We start from the raw sequence: 21,573 nt of genomic DNA on the forward strand, positions 1-21,573 counted from the left end.
CCCCAATCAACGCAGGAGAGATGGAATCACAGAGGAACCCTCAAATCCAGAAGGTTTTTCGAACCCTCCAATTGTTCGTAGGCGTGTTAGCAAGAATTTGGATACCAAAGACGCGCTCGACGCATAGAAGCGGAGTGTATTGCTGGTTGTCGGTGGGGTTGAAGTAGGGGATTGCTGCCAAGCGGATTATCTCAAGATTCAGGTAGCGATCAAGCCACGGTGAACCAGCAAGCAGGTTGTAATACTCGGCAAACCTCGTCCCAAAATCGCGGTGAAACGGGCTTTCGCCCATCTGATGCGATAGGCACGTCTTCACCTGCTGCGGCAAGGCGTCCACGCCGGACACCATGGCCCATTTGCCGTTGCTGGTCATCAGGTCATGGCTATCCGACAATGCCCACATCTTCGGAATGTCGGCAGCTGGAATCCGTTCGGCACTCGGGAAAACCAGACACCGAACCGTGTAGCAGCCAGTTGTCTCCCTGGTGACAGACGGCTTAGCCCTCAACGCGCGTCCGTCTCCAAGCTCATTCACAAGGACAAATCGATCTTTGACCGCGGTTTGTTCGTAACGATCGGCAAACGTGATCAAGTTATGAACATCGCCGTCAATGAAGCTCTGCAGATGGAAGCTCCATACTTCACCTTCAACGCCCAGAAATTTGCCAACGAATACGATGTCGGGTCCGATAGCGATAAGGTCGGCATTGGGCTGCCCAACTGAGAGGACATTGCGCTGTCTTTCGGCGCACTTCCCCTCGTGCTCGGCTTTCATCTCGCGAAGCACTTCAGCTGTGTAGGTCGCCTCGTCCCGGTCGATAAGGTCGGCGTGGGTTGCACACAACCAAATAGCATTGGAGATGTGAGTGCGCTCCTCGCGGGTCATTGACGCGAGATAGCGCCGCGCGCCTGGTCCAGGGGCGGCAGCATGAATGTGCGCTGCCTTACCGATCATGTTTACAGCCTCGGGCGATTCATCGCTTGGGCCTGATGTCGGCTGGGGGCAATCACGAAACGAACAATGATGATTGGCGCGAAGCGCGACTGCATTCTTTGTGCTACGGGAGAATTCGTCGCGGTTACTCATCACACCTTAATATCCGAACAGCGCGCTTGCTGCCAGCATTCCGAATGCCGCTTCCGCTTACATGCCCTCGTTAATCAAAGTCTGCTTGTTGTTGTGGTGCAGCTATCCCCGACAGTCTATTCTTGACCGGGTCTCGCCATAAGGCGAATGTCCGGTATCCGCATTCGCTGATCGTAAGCTGACTGGCAATAAGCCCTCCAAGTCAGCCGCGAGCCTCAGAATAGTTACAGACCTGCGTGAGTTGGAATGTCTCTCGCAAAGAGGGCCAGGGACGATCAGGCTGTCCTTCCGTGAGCAGACTTTGTCCTTGCATGAGCGTCCGTGGAACACGCCTTGAAAAGACCTTTGCGGGTCTTTTTTGTGCCCCACCCCTATGTCCGATAATAGAAATTAACGGACATAGGGGGTGAAGAGGGGGCGCGTTTTGGAAAAATTTGCAAATTTAACCTAAGACCGATTTAACATGACTTCATGCCTGTCTTCGCTCTCTCTCCAAGCCTGTCTCGGCTCACACTGAAAGCCACCTTTAAGCCCTTTGATGTGAGGGCACTGATGCTCCATGATCCTGCGCCGACGATGCCGTGATGTTGTTGCCGACCCGTACGACGCTTCAGGTCTCTGACGTAGCGATCGACCTGACCGCGGCATCGATAACCATCGGTCGTCTCGATCAGCGGCTCCAGAATCATCCCCTGAAGGAGGCCTTTCTCTATCGCGCCCGTCTCGACGCTGTCCGGGCCCAGGCGCAGGTGGAGGGATCGAAGAACCGTTGATTGATGCGCTTGTTTCGTGATTTCAGGCTTTTGGCGATTTGATTGACGGTTTTCGGGAGAGCTTTCGATCTGCGTTTTGAGCAGATCGAGTGCTACCCCCCGCTGGATGGCTACGCGCTCGCGCTGATCCGCTCCAGGAAGAGGAAGCGGCGCATGTTGTAGACGATATTGGCGAGCCCGATCCTCATGGTGGCCCGGGTGATACCGACAGTTCGGATGAACAGTCCCGTCTGCGATTTCTGATCGGCGAAGACATGCTCGACACGGGACCGGATTACGGACTTTCCTGCATTGGAGCGCTGGATATGGCGTGGCATGGGCTTGAGATGCGGCTTTTTCCTGTGAACCTTTGAGACAAAACCCTGCTTTGCCATGAAGTCTTCGTTGGCTCTGGAGCGATACGCCGTGTCTGCCCAGACGCTTGAGGCCGTATTGGTGTTATCCAGCAGTCCTTCTCGCAATCGCGCACCATCACTGGCGGCGGCATCTGTCGTCTTCCATTTGCGGATGAACCGGAACTTCCGGTCGATTGAAATGTGAGATTTGTAGCCAAAGAACGGGATAGCGAGATCCGTTGTGGGGATCGTTCCGTCATCCTGCCGTTTTGCTTTGGTGAACTTCAGTGTCCATCGTGCATGACGATCCTTGTGTGACAGCTTTGCGGGTTTGTCCTGCCAGTCTTCAGGAATACGCCCTTCCCGAAGATCGGCTTTCTCTGCGTTGGTGTTCCGCTGCTTTGGAGCAGCCACCAGCGTTGCATCCAGGATCTGGCCCGACATCGGCAGATAACCCGCGTTCCGCAGAGTGTGACGTGCTCCCCGGAAATGTGACCGTTTTAAAGTAGAGTCCGATCGCTCAGGAGACGGACGAATGAAACGCAGCAGATTTACGGAAGAGCAGATTATTGGTGTCCTGAAGGAACAGGAGGCCGGGCTGAAAGTCGCTGATCTATGCCGTAAGCACGGGATCAGTGACGCGACGTTTTATAAATGGAAGACGCGGTATGGCGGGCTTGAGGTTTCTGAGGCCAGACGGCTGAAGGGCCTGGAGGATGAAAATAGCCGCCTGAAACGCCTCCTTGCGGACGCGATGCTGGATAATGCGGCTCTGAAGGAAATTGTTGGAAAAAAGTGGTGACGCCTGTCGCAAAACGGCAGGCGGTCCAACATATCCGGGATGCTCTGGGCCTGAGCGAACGTCGCGCCTGCGCCCTTATCGGCGTTGGCAGGCGTGTTGCCCGGTATGTTTCTACCCGGGCGGATGATGCCATACTGCGGCAGCGCCTAAAGGATCTGGCTGGTGAACGCCGCCGGTTTGGTTATCGCCGTCTGGGGTATCTTCTGGCGCGTGAGGGCCTCACACCCAATCATAAGAAACTGTTCCGCCTTTACCAGGAAGAGGGGTTGAAAGTTCGTCATCGGGGCGGCCGCAAGAGGGCTCTGGGAACGCGTTCACCCATGACCATCCCACAGGAGCCCGGTCAGCGCTGGAGCCTGGATTTTGTTTCAGACGCGCTGATCTGTGGTCGCCGGTTTCGCATTCTGGCGGTCATTGATGATTTCAGCCGGGAGGATCTCGCTCTGGTTGCGGATACTTCACTGTCAGGCGGGCGCGTGGTTCGGGAACTGGAGGTGCTGGTGGAGCGGTATGGCAAGCCACACATGATCATCAGCGATAACGGAACGGAGTTTACGTCTCATGCCGTTTTGAAATGGTCCGAAGAGAGGCAAATTGAATGGCATTACATCGCCCCTGGCAAACCGCAGCAGAACGGGTTTGTGGAGAGCTTCAACGGGCGATTGCGTGATGAATGCCTCAACGAGACCCTGTTCACGTCTCTGGCCCATGCGCGCCGGGTTTTGGCGGACTGGCAGAAAGATTACAACACCGTGCGCCCACATTCCAAGCTGGGAGGCAGGACGCCTGCACAAGTCGCGGCACAATGGTCTCGGGGGCATGCCCTCGAGACCATTGTCATCCCATCAGCAACGCACCATAAAAATACAGAACTCTCCTTTTGAACGGATACAAAAAGGGGAGCACGTCAAGAATCTTGAACATCAGCACCGGATCAAATGGCGGACGCCCGCCTTTACGGCCGTCCGAATAGGCCAAAGCCTGCTCCAGATCAGGGCGGAACACTTCAAAATCCACAGTCCGGGAAAACGCTTCGAGCTGATCGCCAAGCCCGCTCAACCGGGCAAGCCGCTCTTCAACATCAAAAAAGCCAGTCTGCTTCATCTTCCATATCCCAATCAACTCACAGGAAATGGAATCACAGAGCAGCTCTCAAAACCAGGGGTTTTTCGAACCCTCCACTTCACTCATCGCCCAGATAATAAAATCAAGGCAAAACCGAAATCCCCGCACGCCATTTATGCAACAAAGCCGTATCACCCGGGCCACCATGAGGATCGGGCTCGCCAATATCGTCTACAACATGCGCCGCCTTCTCTTCTTGGAGCGCATCAACTAACAGTTCTTCGATCCATCCACCTCTATTCGAACTATCTATATTATAACCGTACAGACAATATTATATAGTTTGTATTGTAGTATCTATATTATCTTTCGCAAACAATTTTAGCTCATCAAGAAAAATGCGAACACTCCTTTTTACATATGACTTCGAAGGCAATACAGCATATAAAGATATAATTTCTCCGTTATAATTAGGAAGTATTCTTACAAGCTTTCCTGTTTGTAAGCTCTCCGATAAATCCCAATATAATTTATATGCAATTCCGTTACCGGAAAGTGCCCATCTATGTATAATCTCTGCACTCGTACTGCTAAATTTCGGCTCAACCTTAATGATAAATGATTCTTCATTGTTTTCCATCAACCACTGATTAATAGCTTCCATGGTTTTATAACGTCTCAAACATAGACATGTATGCTGCTGAAGCTCTTGTGGAGACTTGGGCTCACCATGTATCCTAATATATTCAGGAGAAGCACAGGGCACACGAATAGTCGATGCAATTTTTGTGACGATTGCGCTTGAAGACTCTGGAAGTCCTATACGAATAATTATATCTAAATAGTCATCGAAATTATATGAGCCTTCAGTCGCCACTGCAAGATTAACATTGATGTTCGGATATTTCTTCACAAATTTTTCAACGAATGGCGCTATTTTATTTGATCCAAGCTCTAATGGAGCACCTATGCTTAAAAAGCCCTCAATTTTTTTGTCTGAAGAAGAAATTCTATAATCAAGGTCATCAATATCTGATAATATCAATGATCCTTTTTCGTAGTAGTAATGCCCATGATCGTTTAAATGAAAATGTCGTGTATTTCTTTCTATAAGTTTTATTCCAAGTCTTTTTTCTATTTTACTTAGACGCCTCGAAACAGAAGGTGGTGTTACACCAAATCTCAGTGCCGCGCTTGTAATACCGCCTGCGTCTACCAGGTCGACAAAAAATCTTAAATCGCTGATTTCTTCGAGACTCATCTTCAGTATTCCACAGCAACCGAAATTTCGATATTAGAAGGTTATAGACATTCTTCCACCGAGAGTATTACCGGAATTGTAACCGATATACAAACCATGTGTATTTAAAACATTAGCATGCGTAAAATTAAACATAAAACGAGCGTAATTCAAAAAATACCAATTAACTCCTAATGTAACGGTAGATGCATTCGAACTACCCAAGCTCCGGGATACACTCGCACGATCATATCGAAGAGAAACTTCCCACGCACCCAATCCGCCTTGTGTTACTGGATGGAGAACTCTTGGTGCAGCCCAAACACCTGAATGCGCGAAGTAATTAGGCGTCTCACCCGTCAAAAAAACGCCTCCCTGAACACTAATGGCCTCTTCGGAGCCAGATTTTCCGGCCCAAAGAGCATAATTTGGATACGATGAATACGTGCGCCTTAGCGATAACTTTCTTAAGCCAAACTCGAATAATGCCCAAAAAGATTTCCAAATACCAAAAAGCTCAACGCCACCAGATAAAGAATGAGAAAGAGGAGCTGTTGGTCCGACCTGAAAATTAAATGCGTTATCCGTATAATTTAATAAATTCACGTTCTGGGTAAAATTTTGTGTCGGTTTTGAATCTTCGTAGAACCCCCAAAACCCTAAATGAATTAACGATACCTTATCCTTGAAAGGTATATAGTGAGCACGCAGAAGATACGTTAAATCATCTCTAACGTTGTTAGTATTATTTGTTGAATTGACTTGATCGCCAGATATTTGCGTCGCAATATGCCAGTTTTCACCATATATCTTATATGCACCGCCTAAACCGTACCAACCCATCATGGGCACTAACAGATTGGCAACAATATCTCTATTAAGAAATACCGTATCACTCGACCCCGTAGAGCCATCAAAACCTCGTTCAGAAAATTTATTTCCGATTGTGTATTCTGATAATAACCCAGCTGTTTTGTCAGTCCAGGTTGCAAATGCACTCATGAGTTGCAATGTATTGCTAGAAAAATCCCCTTCCAATACCCACGATAAATTACGGGCCCTACCTTGAACCCCTAATCTAGCCGCGCGAAGTATTGTTCTTGAAATATTTTGCTGCGGAAAGCGGCTCGAAAACGACGCACCATAATCTGCCAATATTCGACCACGAACTCTGAAGCTATAATTGCCATCAGGCGTCGAGAACGATGGTAAACCTTTTCCCCATTTTAATACTAAACCATCAAACTCAGTAGTTCTATTTGGTATTTGTGATGATATACCCAAAATAGAACCGGAATTTGAAGGCATATTTGAGACGGCTCCAAATGTTCCTGGAGGAGATGCAACCAATGGGAAATTTATATAATTATTATTAATTTCTCTATGTGAAATTTTAACAGACCTAAACTTCTTCTGCTTATAATATGGAATGTCTAATATTGAATGATCATTATAATTATTTTTTACTTTCTGCTTTTGATAGGAATGCCCTTGCAGTTCAATAATTTCTTTTTCTAAATATCTAATTCTTTTATCTTGTTTTTTTAATTCATTGACCAATTCAGATATTCCTGAATTGGTCTGGGCGAACGATACGGATGTTGAAATAAAAAAAGACAAAAATGAAAAAATGAAAAAAGATTTTTTCATCGTAATAATTGCCAAATCTTTATTTATTCACGATGTGAGAGCTATGAGTGCTCCCATCGTGAATATGGACACCACTGTAGAAAAGAATACGGTTGATGCGGCCTCTCTCTCACCTTTTTTAATTTGATTTGATAAAATCACTATCACTGATGCTGAAGGCATAGCAAATGTTAATACTGCTTCCCTTAAGTAAAAAGGAGAAAGGTGTGCAGCGATAGCTAACCCCCATGCGACCATAGGTGCTGCGATATTTCTGAAAAATACCGATGTAATGACCATCTTGTTGATCATTGGTTTCATAAGGCAAAGTAAAATGCCAGCTGCGAACATCGCAGCTCCGCCAGTTGTCTTTCCAAGCATTATGAAAGAAATATCAAGTAATCTTGGAATCGGAATACCTGATAAAACCCAGATAAATGCGCAGAGTGGTGCTAAAACGACAGGTTGTTTTAGCGCATTTTTCAAATGAGAAACCCAATTCTCGCCATTCCCCATAGTCTCCTTATTGTCACTAGACAGTAAAAAAAATACTACAGGAATAAGAATAACATTTATTGTTAAGCTCGCCAAAGAAACGGCAAGCGCACTTTTCCCACCGAAAAGAAATCCCAAAACAGCAGATCCCACAAATGGGACCGATGGATTCCCGATAGCCAAAGCCTGAAGTGTCGCAAGCGACACTGATCGCTTAAAAACAAAACGCGAAATCCAATAGGTTATAAAAAAGCTGCCAATCATCCAGAAAATAATAATTGCTGCAAAACTACCAGAATGTAAAATTTGCGTACGATCAATTTTAGAAATTCCAACAAATAAATCCATTGGAAGTGCAAATTTAAGTACCATTCGATTTATCGCAGTTGCTTGATCGCGATCAAACATACCCATAGAAGCACCGAGATATCCGAGCATCATCGATACTACAATCGGGAAAATAGCTCCGCAAATAATCTCTAACATACGCTCTCTCCACTCAAGAAATAACGCTCGAAATCAACAAGAAATAACATCACGGACAAAAGGTCGGCACTTCCACCTGGGCTGATATTCCGTGAAATAAATGCAGTATTCATCTCAGAAACCTCTGTTTCAAAATTTCTAAAACCTTTTTCCCGCAAAGTATTTAAAGCTTTTTTGGAGAAAATCTTAGCGTAGTTCAATCCATATATTCCGGATCTTGAAATAACATTTGTGTCATTATTGTTTGATATTAAAGAAATAAGCGAAATTAACTCGGATTCAACTGCGGAGTGTCCATCGCACAAGGCATCGCGATAAGCGGGAAGCGCATAACGTTGAACGGTTAAGAAGCCAGATTCTGCTTCAGCTCGTGCACCACCGAAGCCGTATTGTCGATAAATAAGCTGCCCCGCTGTAGGGGGTGCGCATCTTTCATTTCCCGATCTTAAATCATTGTGCAATAACCCGTCGCAGATCCGGCTTACTTCGATGCAGACGTTTTCTATAGTACATTCCTGATTGTTAGAAATTAATCTTCCTGATGCACCACATAAAAGACCAAGAGCGAAAATCCCACCTTTATGGGTATTGACTCCATTAGTCGCGGAAAACATTGCATTTTCACATTTCACGCCGACTTTACGCAAATCATTAAGCGCCTCTTTCGAAGACGTCGACGCACAGCCGGATTCATAAAATAACGAAAAAAAAGGACTTATTGCATCTATGCTCTCTAAAAATAGAGCATGATCCATATCTGAATGGGCACCGTTATCAAAACGATCGACCAGCCCTGGCTTAGGCGAAAGATTAATTTCTTTAAGCAAAGCACTTCGTGCTATTTGGGATATCTTCTCTGACGTAATCAATTTTTTTTCTCCTTTTCGAAGAGAAAAAAAATCCGCTTCATCTCTCTACGAAGGTCCTCTATGGAGTGTTTTCTACTTCTCGCACAATTCATTGCAATATCGGAACACAAGAGACATCTACGCGCAGGGAAATCAAAATTTTCTCTAGAAAGGGAAAATTGATCTGGTGCGATAACATCCAGATCCCACAACCTGCCGAGAGGATGCGTTTCCTCTAATAGCATAGTCATTTTCTTGATATCGATTTGAGACAAAGCCGATACCACAAAAATCGCCTCCGGCCCCGACGAGCTTACACTTTCTTCTTCCAGCAAAACACGTGAGCCCGAACTTTTAACAGTAGAGCAAATACTCTTACGCGCTTCGGAAAATATTTTCATTATGATAGAGGAACATTTGTCACTCCCTGGAGAAACAACCGTTACCGAAATAATCGGGCGTTCGAAGCGTCTCAAAATAAATAACTGCCTGCGAGCGCGCTCTTCGCGCGCTCGCAGGATAGAATCAAAAATCTCAGGACCTTCTGTCATTTCATCAGGTCTCCGCGCTATCGTCTTACGACGCAACCTGACGAACGATATCCATCACACTTCCATCGCGATAGCGGACTACAGCAACTACTTTATCTGTGTACTGAATAGGATCAGGTTTTCCGGCGAGGAGAATAGCTTTTTTCTGAAGCTCCTCAATAGTTGTAACAGGAAGTCTCGCATCTACGAGGCGTTTTTTGAGATCTACATTATTCGGATTAACGGCGATCCCATGATCCGTCACCACTACGTCGACAGTTTTTCCTGGTGTGACCACCGTATTCACACAATCAACAATACAGGGCATTCTTGCTCGAAGAAGAGGCGTAACAATAACCGTCAAATTTGCAGCTGCAGCAACGTCACAATGCCCGCCAGAAGCCCCACGTAGTACGCCATCTGAGCCAGTTAGCACGTTAACATTAAAATCGGTGTCTACTTCAAGCGCACTTAGCAAAACAGTATCTATACGATCGACGTATGCACCCTTTGACGAAGGATTTGCATATTCATTCGCAGAAATTTCGGTGTGAGCTGGGTTATCTCTTAATGACTGAGCTGCGTCGACGTCAAAGGACTGTACATCAGCAATCGCTTCAATCATGCCTTTTTTTAACAAATCAACGATAGAACCCGTTACACCGCCAAGCGCAAAACTGGCTTTAATATTCTTTTCAATCATCTTCTCTCCCAAGAAGATGGTAGTTGCAGTTGCAGCACCACCGGATCCTGTTTGAAGAGAAAATCCTGCTTTGAAATAACCTGAATTCTCAATGACAGATGCCGCAATTCGTGCCAGCAACAGATCTCGAGGGTTTTTTGTAAGCCGAGCTGCGCCAACACTGATGAGAGATGGGTCTCCTACTTCGTCAACCTGCACAACCGCGTCTACCTGGTCTTGAGAGAGGCTTGCTGGATAATTCGGAAATTCCACTATATCTTGTGTTAAGACCGCAACATAGCGTGCGTATGCAGCGTCAACCTTTGCATACCCCAACGATCCACAGCTTAGCTCACCATGACTTCCATTCGCATTTCCAAACTCATCTGATGATGCAACGCCCAGAAAAGCCACATCAATTGAAATTTCGCCCGTTTGAATAAGATGAACACGCCCACCATGAGAATGAATCTGAACGGGTGTGTTCATGATCCCCTTAGAAATAGCTTCTCCCAACTCACCACGCAGGCCTGACGTAAAGATTTTCGTAATCACGCCCGATTTAATAAATTCAAGAAGTCCATCGTGACAATTCAACAGCGAACTGGGAGCAATGGTGAGATCTTTAAAGCCCATTTCGGCAAGTTTTTTTACAACCTGCAAAACTACTTTATCGCCTTCGCGAAAGGCATGATGAAAAGAAATCGTACCGCCATTCTTTAGACCTGAAGACTTTATAACGTCCTCAAGAGAAGGCTTTAACTTACGCTTCTGTTTCGTCGTAATGTCTTCCAGCTGCGGAGAATTAGCGAAAACTCCTTTAAAAGCTGGGATATTATTCTTTGCCGCATAATCTTCGGCTGCTTTTTTATTGTAAGCCATTTCTTTCCTCCTCAAGAATGTTCAGCTAGGAGAAGTACACGCTGCGCTTCATGCACAACCGGCGGATCAATCATTTTTCCATCAAGTGAAATGACCCCAAGACCTTTTTTTTCGGCATCTTCAGCTGCCGCGACAACTTTTCTAGCGTGATCGACATCTTTCTGGGCCGGAGCATATGCTTTGTGTAAGAGCTCGATTTGGCGAGGATGAATCAGCGATTTCCCGTTATACCCAAGATTTTTTGCAATCTCCACTTCGCGTAAAAATCCCTCTTCATCATTGACGTTTCCATAAGCGACATCGAATGCGTCAATTTTTGCTGCTCGGGCAGCATGCAGTACTGCAGCTCGTGCGTAAAATAGCTCGGGCTCACTGCCTGAGCTCCGGGAGGTCTGCATGTCAACCAAGTAATCAAAACCCGCCAAAGCAATTGCCACCATACGCGGTGTCGATTTTGCAATGGCGACTGAGTTTACGACGCCACAAGCAGATTCAATAGCTGCCATAATTTTTGTATCGCCGATTGTGCGTCCACAATCTTTTTCAATTTTTGCGATACGTTGCTCGAGCTCTTTGACTTCTTCTACAGTTTCTGTTTTAGGCAAGCGAACAATCTGCACACCTGCTCTTACGGCCATATCAAGATCGTCTTCCCAAAACGGCGTTTCTACCCCGTTAATGCGAACAACAGTTTCAATATCGCCATACAAGTTTTCTTTTAATGTATTGAATACCAGAAAACGTGCACTATCTTTTTCTGTCAAACTCACTGAGTCTTCCAGATCAAACATCACTGAATCAGGTTTGTAGATATATGAATTAGACAACATTCCAGCGTTAGCTCCTGGAATGAACATCATACTACGGCGAAGTCTCATGACAGATCTCCAAATTTTACGGTTTTTTCGTCAGAAGCCCGGTAAACAGCGGCTTCAACACGCGCTCTGATTACACAGTCCAACGCACCCTGATCTCTCACGTCAACTAATGCTGACAAAACACCGCATTTTGTGAGTGTATCTTTGACTGTTTTTCTGATCGAAGAACCGAATTGTTTTTCAACTTTACTCTGCACAACCAATTTTATCTCTTGAGAATCATGGGGATTAATTACCACCATGACATCACTAGACTCTAGCGTGCCTGCGATACCACGTTTGTTAATTTTCATGACACGATTTCCTTTCTTCTTTTTCATTCACAAAGAATTTGTTGAGATATAGATATGTTGACTTTGGAACCAAATCCGCAGTTTCTCTATATCTATTTTCCTGAATTAGGCTTCTTACACGAGAAGCCGATACAGCTATATCTTGAAATTTTACTCTTTCTATCTCTTTTAATTCGATTTTCTTATCTGAATAAGAGCAATCTTCTAAGAACTTCTTCAAAACAACGTTGTACATAGCTGTTGTTTTGTCCGTTGGCTCTGTCCCAACATACCTGATATTTATATTTAATGATGGCGCGATATATTTCCGAAACATTAAGGCATCGATTGCAGATGCTTGTTCCGTGATTTCTTCGTCCTTTTTAAGAAAATATTGAGGAAATGTTGCGTGAGAAATAATATAATCAGAACCCTCATGAACAACGACATTTCTTAAATCGGAAACTCCGTCTCTGACGAGAGTGAGACGAGTGTCATACGAAAAAAAGGAGACATCTTCTCGTACTAGAAAAACATGTACCCAATCACACTCTTTAGACGCCTGCTCTACCAAATATCGATGGCCATTTGTGAAAGGATTAGCATTCATTACTATGCTTCCTATACGCTCTCCTGCCCTTAAGGTTGATTTCAAAGTATCAAGATAATATTCTAACTGCGTAGAATCATAATCCATAAACGAGACTACATTTGGAATTTCAACTAGGGATTTAAATCCCCATCCATCAAAAATCCTAGAATTTATATATTTTGTGAATAGAAAAAGGTCATCGTAACCTTTAGACAATCCTTGCATTATAACTTCTGTACCAAGGCGCACACTCAGACCAGAACCACGAAGCTGCTTGTCAACGCAAACACATTTAACAACATTCTTGTCCAATCCAGCACAAGCGACAATCCGTTCATTATCCTGGCTCAAAGCAACTACGAACGTCGTAACTTGATCATCGATACGCAGATCCCCGGTCGCTAAAAAATCGATGATATCGTGTTTCTTTCTTTCAAGGTCAGATCCCGAAAGAAGAGAAATCGAAATATCATCTGAGTTCCGATACATATCGATAACTGTTTCTAGTGTGCACGGACGAATTTAATGATACTGCGCGACATTTGATCCTTTGCCCAATTAGGCATTTTTCGCCACGGAGTCACAACCTGAGCTGTATCACCCTCAATTTTGACAGTACGACGCTGTTCCGTACCCACCCATTCAGGAGCCCATGCAGTTTGTACCGTCGTGACCCACTGATTGCCTTCAATACGATAGCGACCAATATAAGCAACCAAAGTTTGCATTAAACGAGAGCGTTCCGCATCGCTATGCGCCGGCTCCCGGCCGGTGCCCTCAAGGTTAAAGGCAATCCAACCATCGTTTGTAAAAATCACTCGACCACGGGGGTGGTCACCCATTGCGTCTATAAATTCACCCGTGGCCTGCAATTCCACTTGGTAAGAAACAAGTTGCCACGTTCCAATGATTTGCTCCGCAAGCTCCATTGACGGTGTTTCCTTCACATGAAGTGAGTTTTTCATTCCTACCCCGTGATATTTACTGCCCTTCTTTCATTCAACTTAATACATCCTCCTGTGTATTCTAGATCTAATTGACGCAAATAACTATTACGTTTGACGTAATTAATTTCTATTTTAATAATTGAATGTCTTTCTACAAATTTGTGAGGCGTCCCATCAATACCAAGGAATGCTGCGACTGATTCATCCCTGAATAGAGTTAGCCTGGTTTTTTAGACTGAAGGATACGCTAACCCAGCCTGATAGCCCTTTTGGAAATTCACGGATGAGCGTTTCGCGCGCAGCATGGCTTTCTTAGCGTTGGTATGGTGCGACTTTGTAGCTGCGACCAGCGTTGCATCCAGGATCTGGCCTGATATCGGCAAATAGTCGGCGTTGCGCAGGATTGCGTTGAAGCGCTCAAACAGCCTTTCAATGGCTCTCGCCTGTGTCAGGCGTTCACGGAACAGCCAGACTGTTTTGGCATCCGGCACTCGATCTGAAAGCTCCAGACCAAGGAAGCGCATGAGCGACAGGCGGGCGTTGATCAGATATTCCGTCCGTTCATCAGACAAATTGTTCAGCGTCTGGATCACCAGGATCTTGAACATTAACACGGGATCAAACGGGAGACGACCGCCCTTGCTTCCACCTAAATAGGCCAGAGCCTTTTCCAGATCAGGGCAGAAGACCTCAAAATCCACAGTCCGGGGAAAAGCTTCGAGTTGATCACCAAGCCCATTCAGGCGGGCAAGTCGCTCTGCAACATCAAAAAAACACGGCTGCTTCATGATCCATGCCCCAATCAACTCGGGGGAAATGGAATCACAAAGGCAGCCTCAAAACCAAAGAGTTTTCGAACCCTTCAGTTAATCTACAAGATGAATTTCCTATACTCAGACAGGCTTACGGGAATTCGCAGCTGCAACAAATTTACCCCACTGCACGAGCGTTTCGGTGCAATCGGTCTGATCAAGCTTACATTCGATCAATGTTGGCCCGCGCGTATTCTTCTTGGCCTTTTCAATGGCATCAGCCAGTTCTGCACCTGTCGTAGCGTGCAAGCCCAGTCCGTATTTACCACTTTCTACGCCCGGAACACCCTGGTTGAAGACCTGCATCAGAGCGGCATAGTCCCAGTTCTGGATATAATTATAGGGGCCGTCATGAATTTTGATCTCAATGACGTAACCAAAATTATTGATAAGGAAGATGATAACCGGCAGTTCGTAACGAACCATCTGCGCCACTTCCTGTGCCGTCAGCTGGAACGAGCCATCGCCAACCATCAGAACATGCTGACGCTCAGGAGCAGCCAAGGCATTACCGAAAATAGACGGTACAGACCAGCCGATATGTCCCCACTGCATTTCCGACTCAACTTTAGCACCCTCAGGCAGATGCATGCGTGTTGCATTGAACCAGGAATCACCGGTCTCGGCGTATAGCGTTGTGTTGCCATCAACCAACGCATTGATCTGACGGGTCATCTCATCATTAGTGAGCGGCTTGGCAGCGTCAACAACTGGCAACGCAACGGGAGTATACGGCTTCACCAGAGAGGCAGGCTTACTGGACACCCGCTCCGTCAGAGCAGCCACAAATTCCTTCAAACGGAAACCTTCAAAAGTCTTTCCGCTCACCGTGACACGACCCGGGTCCACTTCAAGCACACGCTCTCCACGCACGGAATCCCGCCAACCGACAGTCGAATAATCATTCCAGACCGGGGCCAGAGTGATAACAGCGTCAGCGCTCTTGATGACATCTTCAACGCCAGGGCTGCTGACCTCCCCCCAATAAACTCCGCGGAAACCCGGATGCGCCTCAGGAAAAAAGCTCTTGGCCGCAGCCATAACAGTCACAGCACAACCAAGCTTGTCTGCGAGAGCCACTGTTTCAGTGAGTGCCTCACAAGAGCGTAGCTTGCTCCCGACAAGAATGGCAACATTCTGCGCTTTTTCAAGAAACGCGAGACTTTCTTCGATCGCCGCTTTGAGGCTAACTTCGTCTGCTTCCAGGTGCGACAGAAGCGACGAGACCGGACCTGGTCGAACGCAAGGCTGACTCGCAACGTTACAGGCGATTTCTAGATAAGCTGGCTTCTTCTCGCGCAGTGCGGTCCGAATGACGTGATCGATTTTTGCAGGTGCAGTATCTGCCGAGGTGATGCTCTCAGCCGCACACGTAACGTGCTTCACCATCTCCATTTGATAATTATAATCTGTCGTGCCGATCGTGTGGTGCAGGACATGGCCCGACCCATGATCATTAGAGTTCGGCGCACCAGAAATCAGAATAACGGGAAGATTTTCAGCATAAGCCCCACCCAGGCCATTCATTGCTGAAATTGCACCGACACTAAACGTCACGACAGCAGCAGCAGCACCATTTTCGCGTGCATAACCTTCTGCCGCAAAGCTGCAATTCAACTCATTGCAGTCATAGATCTGCTTCATACCGCCATGCTCAATCAGTTGATCAAGCAGGATCAGGTTGTAGTCACCAGCAACAGCAAAATGGTGCTTCAAGCCGATTTGCGTTAGCCGCTCAGCCAGATAATGCCCAACAGTGAAAGCCATAACTCAGTATCTCCAACAAAAATTCTTCCCCCAAGATGGATGCCCCTCTTTTAAACGTCCAATATATATTTTAACTGATTATCATATGTGTATAATATGGATACATGGACCTTCGTCACCTACGCTATTTCGTGGCCATCGCAGAGCGTGGCAGCTTCACAAAAGCTGCGGAGGTGCTCCATATCGAGCAGCCCCCTCTCAGCCAGCAGATTAAATCCCTAGAAACAGAGCTAGGAGTGCAACTCTTTATCCGGTCTAAGCGCGGGGCCACCTTGACGGATTTTGGGGAGCAGCTTTTTGAAAAAGCCCAGACAATTCTGCGCCTTGAACATCAATTTCACCTTCTGGCCAAAGGATTATCTCTTGGCGAACAAGGGCGTCTTAGAATAGGGATGGCTGGAGCCGTCGCGCTGTTACCTCTAATACCTAAAGCCATACGGGCATTTCGAGAGCAGTGGCCCGATATTGTAATCACACTCGAAGAGAGTAACACCCCCGCTCTCTGTGAGGCTTTACGAGAGCGCCGGGTAGATCTCGCCATTGTACGCCCGCCAGCGCCAGATCCGGACATCGCACTCCATCCTCTCTTTGATGAACCAACCCTGATCGCCATTCCAAAAGGCCATCCACTGTCCAAGCGCCACACGCTCAAATTAATCGACGTCGCCAAAGAACCATTTCTTATTTTTGATCGCTCACTCGGCCCCGGTTTCTACGATGCTATTATCTCAGCCTGTCAACAAGGCGGCTTTACTCCGCGTTTCGGACAAGCAGCCCCTCAGATCACCGCAACAATTCCAATGGTTGCGGCGGGACTGGGTGTAGCAGTCGTTCCGGCTTACCTACGACAAATTCATGCTGATGGCGCAACATTCCATCCCATCTCCGGCCCCTCACCTCGAGCCAGCATCTCGCTTGCCACCCTTGAAACGGAATTGACTGGACCAAGCGCCAATTTCCATCAAATTCTTCTGGATATAGGCAATAATAATTAGAATATAATATTGAGTGTATTATCCGTAATTTCTATTAATAATTACAAAAAATCCGATCATACATATTAATTATTTTCACTAATGCCATGACGGTCGGTGCGCCAAAAAATCTCTTAAATTGTCGAGAAAAGTTCGAACGCGCAGAGGCACGTTACGTCGACTTGGCATCGTTGCAAACAATCCGATCGTCTCCCCTTGGTACTCCGGCAAAAGACGGACCAGCCTCCCGCATTGTAGGTCGTCGCCAACGTCCCACAAGACTTTGAACACGATGCCTTTACCCTTGAGTGCCCAATCATGCACCACTTCGCCGCTCGTCGTCGAGAGATGCGGCGTTACCTCAATAATTTGATCTTCTCCCGCACGAGACAGTCTCCACCGGTCGAGCATCCCAAGTTCATGCCCACGCATCAAACAAATACAACGGTGCTGATGGAGCTCGGCAGGAGTCGCAGGCATGCCAAACCTCTCAAGATAGGCCGGAGAAGCACAGATGACCCGTTCACTACTCATTATTTTCGTCGCAACAATCCCCGCTTCATTCGGCATTCCAATCCGGATGGCCAGATCAAGCCGACTGTTAACGACATCCAGTCCTTCGTCTGACAGAAGAAGATGCACACGCAGCTTCGGAAAACGATCGGCGAATTCGCTGACAAAATCAGCCAAACGGCGACGCCCCAGTTCAAGTGGCGCCCCGATACGCAGGACGCCACGAAGCTCCTTCTGATTGGCAGAAATCTCTGCTTCAGCCGCCTCGATATCAATCATGATCTCTGCAGCACGCTCATAAAACGTCTGTCCCTCGTCCGTCAGGTCGAAACGCCTCGATGTCCTTGTTACCAGCCGTACGCCAAGCCGCTCCTCCATCCGAGCCAGTCTTCGACTGGAAGCTCCTGCCGAAACGTTGAGATGACGTGCGACGGCAGTCAGATTTCCCGCTTCAACGAGGAGTACGAAAAATCTCAGGTCACCGGCGTCGTCGTGCATGGAGAGGACCATCTTTGCGTTTTATACACAGATACAATGCCTTTTATGCGACTACCAGCACCATCAACGCACATCCATTGTCTGTTCATCAATGAATGGAGACAGACATGACGTCCGATCGCACTGCATCTTCACTCCCTCCCCTTCTGGATGCGGTTCACAACCGCGAAACCGCCTTTACAAATGAGGAGCGACACAAGAATGGTACGCTCGGCCTCCTACCTGACTCCGTCGAAACCCTTGATCGGCAGATGGAGCGCGTCCTGTGGCAGCTTGACAGCAAGAGCAGCGATCTCGAGCGCTTTATGCATCTGAACGGATTGTCACAGCGAAACGAGACCCTGTTCTTCAAGGTTGTGATGTCCGATCCGAAGCGCTTTCTTCCCATTGTTTACGATCCGACAATCGCTGATGCCTGCCTTCAGTACAACCGTCTCTTCGAGAGACCACAGGGTATGTATCTTTCGCTACGTCACAAAGGTCGTGTGAAAGAGGTACTCGCCAACTGGCCCGAAAAAGATGTGCGCTTCATTTGCGTCAGTTCCGGCGGCCGTATTCTGGGGCTCGGTGATATCGGAGCCAATGGCATGGGGATCCCGGTAGGCAAACTGCAGCTCTATACGGCCTGCGCCGCCATCCCACCTCAGGGCCTGATGCCAATGTTACTGGATATCGGTACAACCAATCAGGAGTTGATTGACGATCCACTCTATCTCGGTTTGCGACAGGCACCCCCATCGTCAGACGAACTCGACGCATTCGTTGATGAACTCGTGGCAGCCATTCAAGAGCTTTATCCTCGTTGCTGCTTACATTTTGAGGACTGGAAAGGAGACGATGCCATCCGCCTATTGGCGCGATATCGTGACAAAATCCTTTGCTATAATGACGATATTCAGGGGACTGCGGCCATTACGATCGCGGGCCTCGACACCGCCCTGTCGATCAAAGGCGAGGCGCTGAAAGAACAGCGTATCCTGTTCTACGGTGCAGGGTCTGCCGGGATCGGTATCGCAAATATGATCGTGAGTGCGTTACAGGACGAAGGTCTTTCTGAAGCTGACGCCCGCGCCCGCATTTCCATGATGGATATCAACGGTTTGATCGAACCTTCGCGGCAGGATCTTAATCCGTCTCAGAAAGTGTTCGCCCACTCCCATGCCGCGACGAAAGACCTTGCGGCGGCAGTCAGAGCCATTAAGCCCACTGTTCTGATCGGCGTCAGCACCAACGCGGGTGGCTTCACCGAGGAAGTCGTTCGCACCATGGCGAGCATCAACGACAAGCCCGTTATTTTCGCGCTTTCCAATCCTACCGATAAGGCGGAATGCACTGCCGAACAGGCCTATCGCTGGACCGACGGCCGCGCGCTCTTTGCTGCAGGTGTCCAGTTCGATGATGTTACTTTGAATGGCAAGACGCTCACCCCAGGACAGGCCAATAATTTTTATATCTTCCCCGCCGTGGCACTGGCTGTCTGGGCAACACAGGCACGACGCATCACCGACGAGGTCTTCCTTGAAGCTGCGAAGGCAACCGCTGAACAGGTCACAACGGAACAACGTACCCATGGCCTGCTTTTTCCGCCGCAAAAAGATGTCCTACGTGTGGAGATCAACACGGCCATCAAAGTCGCGCGTCAAATCTTCAAATCGGGCCTGGCTCAGGTTCCTGAACCCGAAGACATCGTGGACTGGATTGAAGCTAAGCTCTACCGTCCGGAATACTCTACGTTAGAGGAGAACTGATCCATGGCTCTTCCGCTTCATCTGCGAGACACCCCGATCGGCCTCAACGTTTCGGGAACGCGTGTCGAAACAGACTCAATGGGGCGGATCGACGTCCCAGCCGACCGCTACTGGGGTGCCCAGACGCAGCGCAGTCTTGAGCATTTTTCCATTGGCAACGACCGGATGCCAATGGAAGTCTATCATGCCTATGGGATCGTCAAGAAAGCTGCAGCGCAGGTCAACGCGGCAGGTGGTCGCCTGACTGCTCTCAAAGCAGGTGCAATTATTCAAGCTTGTGACGAGGTCATTGCTGGCGAACTGGATGCTCATTTCCCGCTCTTTGTCTGGCAGACTGGATCGGGGACACAGAGCAACATGAACATCAACGAAGTGGTGTCCAACCGGGCGATCCAGCTTTTAGGTGGAACACTCGGTAGCAAAAACCCTGTTCACCCAAACGACGACGTTAACATGGGCATGTCGAGCAACGACAGTTTCCCCACAGCGATGCATATTGCGACACTTACACTGCTTGATAAGCGCCTGCTTCCGGAGCTGGACGCTCTGGCCACCACCATCGAGGAAAAAGCAGGGTGCTGGATGGACGTTGTCAAGATCGGGCGCACTCACCTCGAAGACGCCGTACCGCTGACGGTTGGGCAAGAGTGGTCCGGCTATGCTCATCAGATCCGAGAGAGCATCGCAAACCTGAAGCTGGGACGTGCAGGGCTATTCGAACTCGCGATTGGCGGTACCGCAGTTGGAACCGGCCTAAATGCACCTAAAGGTTTCAGCGTCGATATGGCCAATGCCATAGCCCAACTAACAGGCGAGCCATATGTTACAGCGCCGAATAAATTTTCCGCCCAAGGTACTCTAGATGCCATGGTTCGCATGAGCGCAGCTTTGCGAGGCGTGGCCGTAGCACTCATGAAGATCGCCAACGACATGCGCTGGCTGGCTTCCGGGCCACGATGCGGGTTGGGTGAGTTGCGGCTGCCAGAAAATGAGCCCGGATCGTCGATCATGCCGGGCAAGGTCAATCCTACTCAATGCGAGGCCCTCGTCATGATCGCGATCCAAGTCATTGGTGATGATACCGCGGTCGCTTTCGCCGGCAGTCAGGGCAATTTCGAACTCAACGCCATGCGACCGATCGTCATCAATAACGTCCTGCATGCAATCCGTATTTTGTCTGATGGTTGCCAGAAATTCCGTCAGTATTCTGTCGAAGGTACAGAACTTAATCTGAAGCGTATTCGTGAAATGGTCTCACGGTCGATCATGCTGGTAACAGCACTAAGTTCTGATATCGGATACGATAAAGCCTCTGCCATTGCCCATATGGCGATGGAGCAGGATATGCCCCTCAGGGACGCTGCTCTCAAAAGCGGCTATATTGATGAGCAGACATTCGATCGGCTCGCCGACCCTATGACAATGATCGGTCATGGGGTCGGGGGAGCCTGATTGCGATAACACCCTAGCAACTGTGTTTAAGCGGCGGAGCTAATGCGCCATGTCAGGGCGGTTTTGAGGACGGCATTGGCGATTGTGACGAGACGCCGTGCGATAGCGACGATCACCAGTTTGTGTGGCTTACCCCGCTCTTTCATACGCTTGGCAACAGCTTTCAGAACCGGATTATGGCAGGCAGCAGCCAATCCTGCCTGGAACAGGACGTGGCGGAGAGATCTTCTTCCCCCTGAAATGACACGTTTCCCCCGCATCGCGCC

Annotated in this window: 18 protein-coding genes and 4 pseudogenes; 5 read left to right on the top strand and 17 right to left on the bottom strand. The window is 48.0% G+C overall.

Annotated elements, in window-relative coordinates:
• Positions 1 to 40: 40 nt before the first annotated feature.
• A complete protein-coding gene (locus tag HK22_RS13655; protein WP_143412429.1) occupies positions 41 to 1,087 on the bottom strand; it encodes a hypothetical protein in 1,047 nt (348 codons plus the stop codon).
• A 584-nt stretch (positions 1,088 to 1,671) separates the two neighbouring features.
• Here HK22_RS13655 and HK22_RS13660 point away from each other — a divergent pair.
• A complete protein-coding gene (locus HK22_RS13660) occupies positions 1,672 to 1,860 on the top strand; it encodes a hypothetical protein (protein ID WP_086649669.1) in 189 nt (62 codons plus the stop codon).
• A 110-nt stretch (positions 1,861 to 1,970) separates the two neighbouring features.
• On the opposite strand, the pseudogene HK22_RS13665 reads toward HK22_RS13660, so the two are convergent.
• Positions 1,971 to 2,663 (bottom strand): annotated as a pseudogene (locus HK22_RS13665) (transposase); the annotation flags it as partial.
• 67 nt (positions 2,664 to 2,730) lie between these two features.
• On the opposite strand from HK22_RS13665, the gene HK22_RS13670 reads away from it, so the two are divergent.
• Positions 2,731 to 3,881 (top strand): IS3 family transposase gene (locus tag HK22_RS13670; RefSeq protein ID WP_143412430.1). Its coding sequence is split into 2 segments (ribosomal slippage): positions 2,731 to 2,989 and positions 2,989 to 3,881, totalling 1,152 coding nucleotides; the frame shifts between segments, so codons are not numbered across the junction.
• Positions 3,882 to 3,906: 25 nt separating this feature from the next.
• Here HK22_RS13670 and HK22_RS13675 read toward each other — a convergent pair.
• From HK22_RS13675 to HK22_RS13740, 13 genes and pseudogenes are all read right to left on the bottom strand, one after another.
• Positions 3,907 to 4,101 (bottom strand): annotated as a pseudogene (locus HK22_RS13675) (IS5/IS1182 family transposase); the annotation flags it as partial.
• A gap of 295 nt (positions 4,102 to 4,396) precedes the next feature.
• Entirely contained in the window at positions 4,397 to 5,323 is a 927-nt protein-coding gene (locus tag HK22_RS13685; protein ID WP_086649671.1) for a LysR family transcriptional regulator, read from the bottom strand.
• A gap of 33 nt (positions 5,324 to 5,356) precedes the next feature.
• The gene (locus HK22_RS13690; RefSeq protein ID WP_086649672.1) at positions 5,357 to 6,952 is read right to left on the bottom strand and encodes an OprO/OprP family phosphate-selective porin; all 1,596 of its coding nucleotides are present in this window, start codon (positions 6,950 to 6,952) and stop codon (positions 5,357 to 5,359) included.
• Between the two features lie 27 nt (positions 6,953 to 6,979).
• Positions 6,980 to 7,912, bottom strand: coding sequence for an AEC family transporter (locus HK22_RS13695; protein WP_086649673.1), 933 nt, complete (start codon positions 7,910 to 7,912; stop codon positions 6,980 to 6,982).
• On the bottom strand, positions 7,906 to 8,781 hold the full coding sequence (gene citG, locus HK22_RS13700) for a triphosphoribosyl-dephospho-CoA synthase CitG (protein ID WP_086649674.1): 876 nt from the start codon (positions 8,779 to 8,781) through the stop codon (positions 7,906 to 7,908). The genes HK22_RS13695 and citG overlap by 7 nt, the downstream gene beginning before the upstream one ends.
• Positions 8,778 to 9,311 (bottom strand): citrate lyase holo-[acyl-carrier protein] synthase, encoded by a 534-nt coding sequence (gene citX / locus HK22_RS13705; RefSeq protein ID WP_086649675.1) that lies wholly within the window; start codon positions 9,309 to 9,311, stop codon positions 8,778 to 8,780. Before citX ends, citG begins: the two co-directional genes overlap by 4 nt.
• A gap of 25 nt (positions 9,312 to 9,336) precedes the next feature.
• Complete coding sequence (gene citF / locus HK22_RS13710; RefSeq protein WP_086649676.1) at positions 9,337 to 10,854, bottom strand: citrate lyase subunit alpha; 1,518 nt, start codon at positions 10,852 to 10,854, stop codon at positions 9,337 to 9,339.
• An 11-nt stretch (positions 10,855 to 10,865) separates the two neighbouring features.
• Positions 10,866 to 11,732, bottom strand: coding sequence for an aldolase/citrate lyase family protein (locus HK22_RS13715; protein ID WP_077804034.1), 867 nt, complete (start codon positions 11,730 to 11,732; stop codon positions 10,866 to 10,868).
• A complete protein-coding gene (gene citD / locus HK22_RS13720; RefSeq protein ID WP_086649677.1) occupies positions 11,729 to 12,025 on the bottom strand; it encodes a citrate lyase acyl carrier protein in 297 nt (98 codons plus the stop codon). Before citD ends, HK22_RS13715 begins: the two co-directional genes overlap by 4 nt.
• Positions 12,015 to 13,085: a [citrate (pro-3S)-lyase] ligase gene (citC, locus tag HK22_RS13725; RefSeq protein WP_086649678.1), complete on the bottom strand. Its 1,071-nt coding sequence runs from the start codon at positions 13,083 to 13,085 to the stop codon at positions 12,015 to 12,017. The genes citD and citC overlap by 11 nt, the downstream gene beginning before the upstream one ends.
• 14 nt (positions 13,086 to 13,099) lie before the next feature.
• Positions 13,100 to 13,561 carry a lipocalin-like domain-containing protein gene (locus HK22_RS13730; RefSeq protein WP_077804031.1) on the bottom strand — a complete coding sequence of 154 codons (462 nt, stop codon included), beginning with the start codon at positions 13,559 to 13,561 and terminating at the stop codon, positions 13,100 to 13,102.
• 251 nt (positions 13,562 to 13,812) lie between these two features.
• A pseudogene (locus HK22_RS13735) lies at positions 13,813 to 14,331 on the bottom strand (transposase); the annotation flags it as partial.
• Positions 14,332 to 14,436: 105 nt separating this feature from the next.
• Positions 14,437 to 16,122 carry an alpha-keto acid decarboxylase family protein gene (locus HK22_RS13740; RefSeq protein WP_086649679.1) on the bottom strand — a complete coding sequence of 562 codons (1,686 nt, stop codon included), beginning with the start codon at positions 16,120 to 16,122 and terminating at the stop codon, positions 14,437 to 14,439.
• Between the two features lie 104 nt (positions 16,123 to 16,226).
• On the opposite strand from HK22_RS13740, the gene HK22_RS13745 reads away from it, so the two are divergent.
• Positions 16,227 to 17,117, top strand: coding sequence for a LysR family transcriptional regulator (locus HK22_RS13745; protein ID WP_086649680.1), 891 nt, complete (start codon positions 16,227 to 16,229; stop codon positions 17,115 to 17,117).
• 78 nt (positions 17,118 to 17,195) lie between these two features.
• On the opposite strand, the gene HK22_RS13750 is transcribed toward HK22_RS13745, so the two are convergent.
• The gene (locus HK22_RS13750) at positions 17,196 to 18,107 is read right to left on the bottom strand and encodes a LysR family transcriptional regulator (RefSeq protein ID WP_086649683.1); all 912 of its coding nucleotides are present in this window, start codon (positions 18,105 to 18,107) and stop codon (positions 17,196 to 17,198) included.
• Between the two features lie 107 nt (positions 18,108 to 18,214).
• Between HK22_RS13750 and HK22_RS13755 the strand changes: the two genes are divergently transcribed.
• Positions 18,215 to 19,855: an NAD-dependent malic enzyme gene (locus tag HK22_RS13755; RefSeq protein WP_086649681.1), complete on the top strand. Its 1,641-nt coding sequence runs from the start codon at positions 18,215 to 18,217 to the stop codon at positions 19,853 to 19,855.
• 3 nt (positions 19,856 to 19,858) lie between these two features.
• Positions 19,859 to 21,307, top strand: a complete 1,449-nt coding sequence (fumC, locus tag HK22_RS13760; RefSeq protein ID WP_086649682.1) for a class II fumarate hydratase — start codon at positions 19,859 to 19,861, stop codon at positions 21,305 to 21,307.
• 26 nt (positions 21,308 to 21,333) lie between these two features.
• Here the strand turns inward: fumC and HK22_RS13765 are convergent.
• A pseudogene (locus HK22_RS13765) lies at positions 21,334 to 21,573 on the bottom strand (IS110 family transposase); the annotation flags it as partial.

Origin of the sequence: Gluconobacter sp. DsW_056 (assembly GCF_002153595.1) — a bacterium.
GTDB classification, from domain to species: domain Bacteria; phylum Pseudomonadota; class Alphaproteobacteria; order Acetobacterales; family Acetobacteraceae; genus Gluconobacter; species Gluconobacter albidus.

What these genes read in the sequence shown, in the direction of transcription:
- HK22_RS13690 (WP_086649672.1), bottom strand. Translation starts at nt 6,952, where the DNA reads ATGAAAAAATCTTTTTTCATTTTTTCATTTTTGTCTTTTTTTATTTCA.
- HK22_RS13750 (WP_086649683.1), bottom strand. Translation starts at nt 18,107, where the DNA reads ATGCACGACGACGCCGGTGACCTGAGATTTTTCGTACTCCTCGTTGAA.
- HK22_RS13660 (WP_086649669.1), top strand. Translation starts at nt 1,672, where the DNA reads ATGTTGTTGCCGACCCGTACGACGCTTCAGGTCTCTGACGTAGCGATC.
- HK22_RS13745 (WP_086649680.1), top strand. Translation starts at nt 16,227, where the DNA reads ATGGACCTTCGTCACCTACGCTATTTCGTGGCCATCGCAGAGCGTGGC.
- fumC (WP_086649682.1), top strand. Translation starts at nt 19,859, where the DNA reads ATGGCTCTTCCGCTTCATCTGCGAGACACCCCGATCGGCCTCAACGTT.
- HK22_RS13655 (WP_143412429.1), bottom strand. Translation starts at nt 1,087, where the DNA reads ATGAGTAACCGCGACGAATTCTCCCGTAGCACAAAGAATGCAGTCGCG.
- HK22_RS13740 (WP_086649679.1), bottom strand. Translation starts at nt 16,122, where the DNA reads ATGGCTTTCACTGTTGGGCATTATCTGGCTGAGCGGCTAACGCAAATC.
- HK22_RS13755 (WP_086649681.1), top strand. Translation starts at nt 18,215, where the DNA reads ATGACGTCCGATCGCACTGCATCTTCACTCCCTCCCCTTCTGGATGCG.
- citF (WP_086649676.1), bottom strand. Translation starts at nt 10,854, where the DNA reads ATGGCTTACAATAAAAAAGCAGCCGAAGATTATGCGGCAAAGAATAAT.
- HK22_RS13715 (WP_077804034.1), bottom strand. Translation starts at nt 11,732, where the DNA reads ATGAGACTTCGCCGTAGTATGATGTTCATTCCAGGAGCTAACGCTGGA.
- citD (WP_086649677.1), bottom strand. Translation starts at nt 12,025, where the DNA reads ATGAAAATTAACAAACGTGGTATCGCAGGCACGCTAGAGTCTAGTGAT.
- citX (WP_086649675.1), bottom strand. Translation starts at nt 9,311, where the DNA reads ATGACAGAAGGTCCTGAGATTTTTGATTCTATCCTGCGAGCGCGCGAA.
- HK22_RS13730 (WP_077804031.1), bottom strand. Translation starts at nt 13,561, where the DNA reads ATGAAAAACTCACTTCATGTGAAGGAAACACCGTCAATGGAGCTTGCG.
- citC (WP_086649678.1), bottom strand. Translation starts at nt 13,085, where the DNA reads ATGTATCGGAACTCAGATGATATTTCGATTTCTCTTCTTTCGGGATCT.
- HK22_RS13685 (WP_086649671.1), bottom strand. Translation starts at nt 5,323, where the DNA reads ATGAGTCTCGAAGAAATCAGCGATTTAAGATTTTTTGTCGACCTGGTA.
- HK22_RS13695 (WP_086649673.1), bottom strand. Translation starts at nt 7,912, where the DNA reads ATGTTAGAGATTATTTGCGGAGCTATTTTCCCGATTGTAGTATCGATG.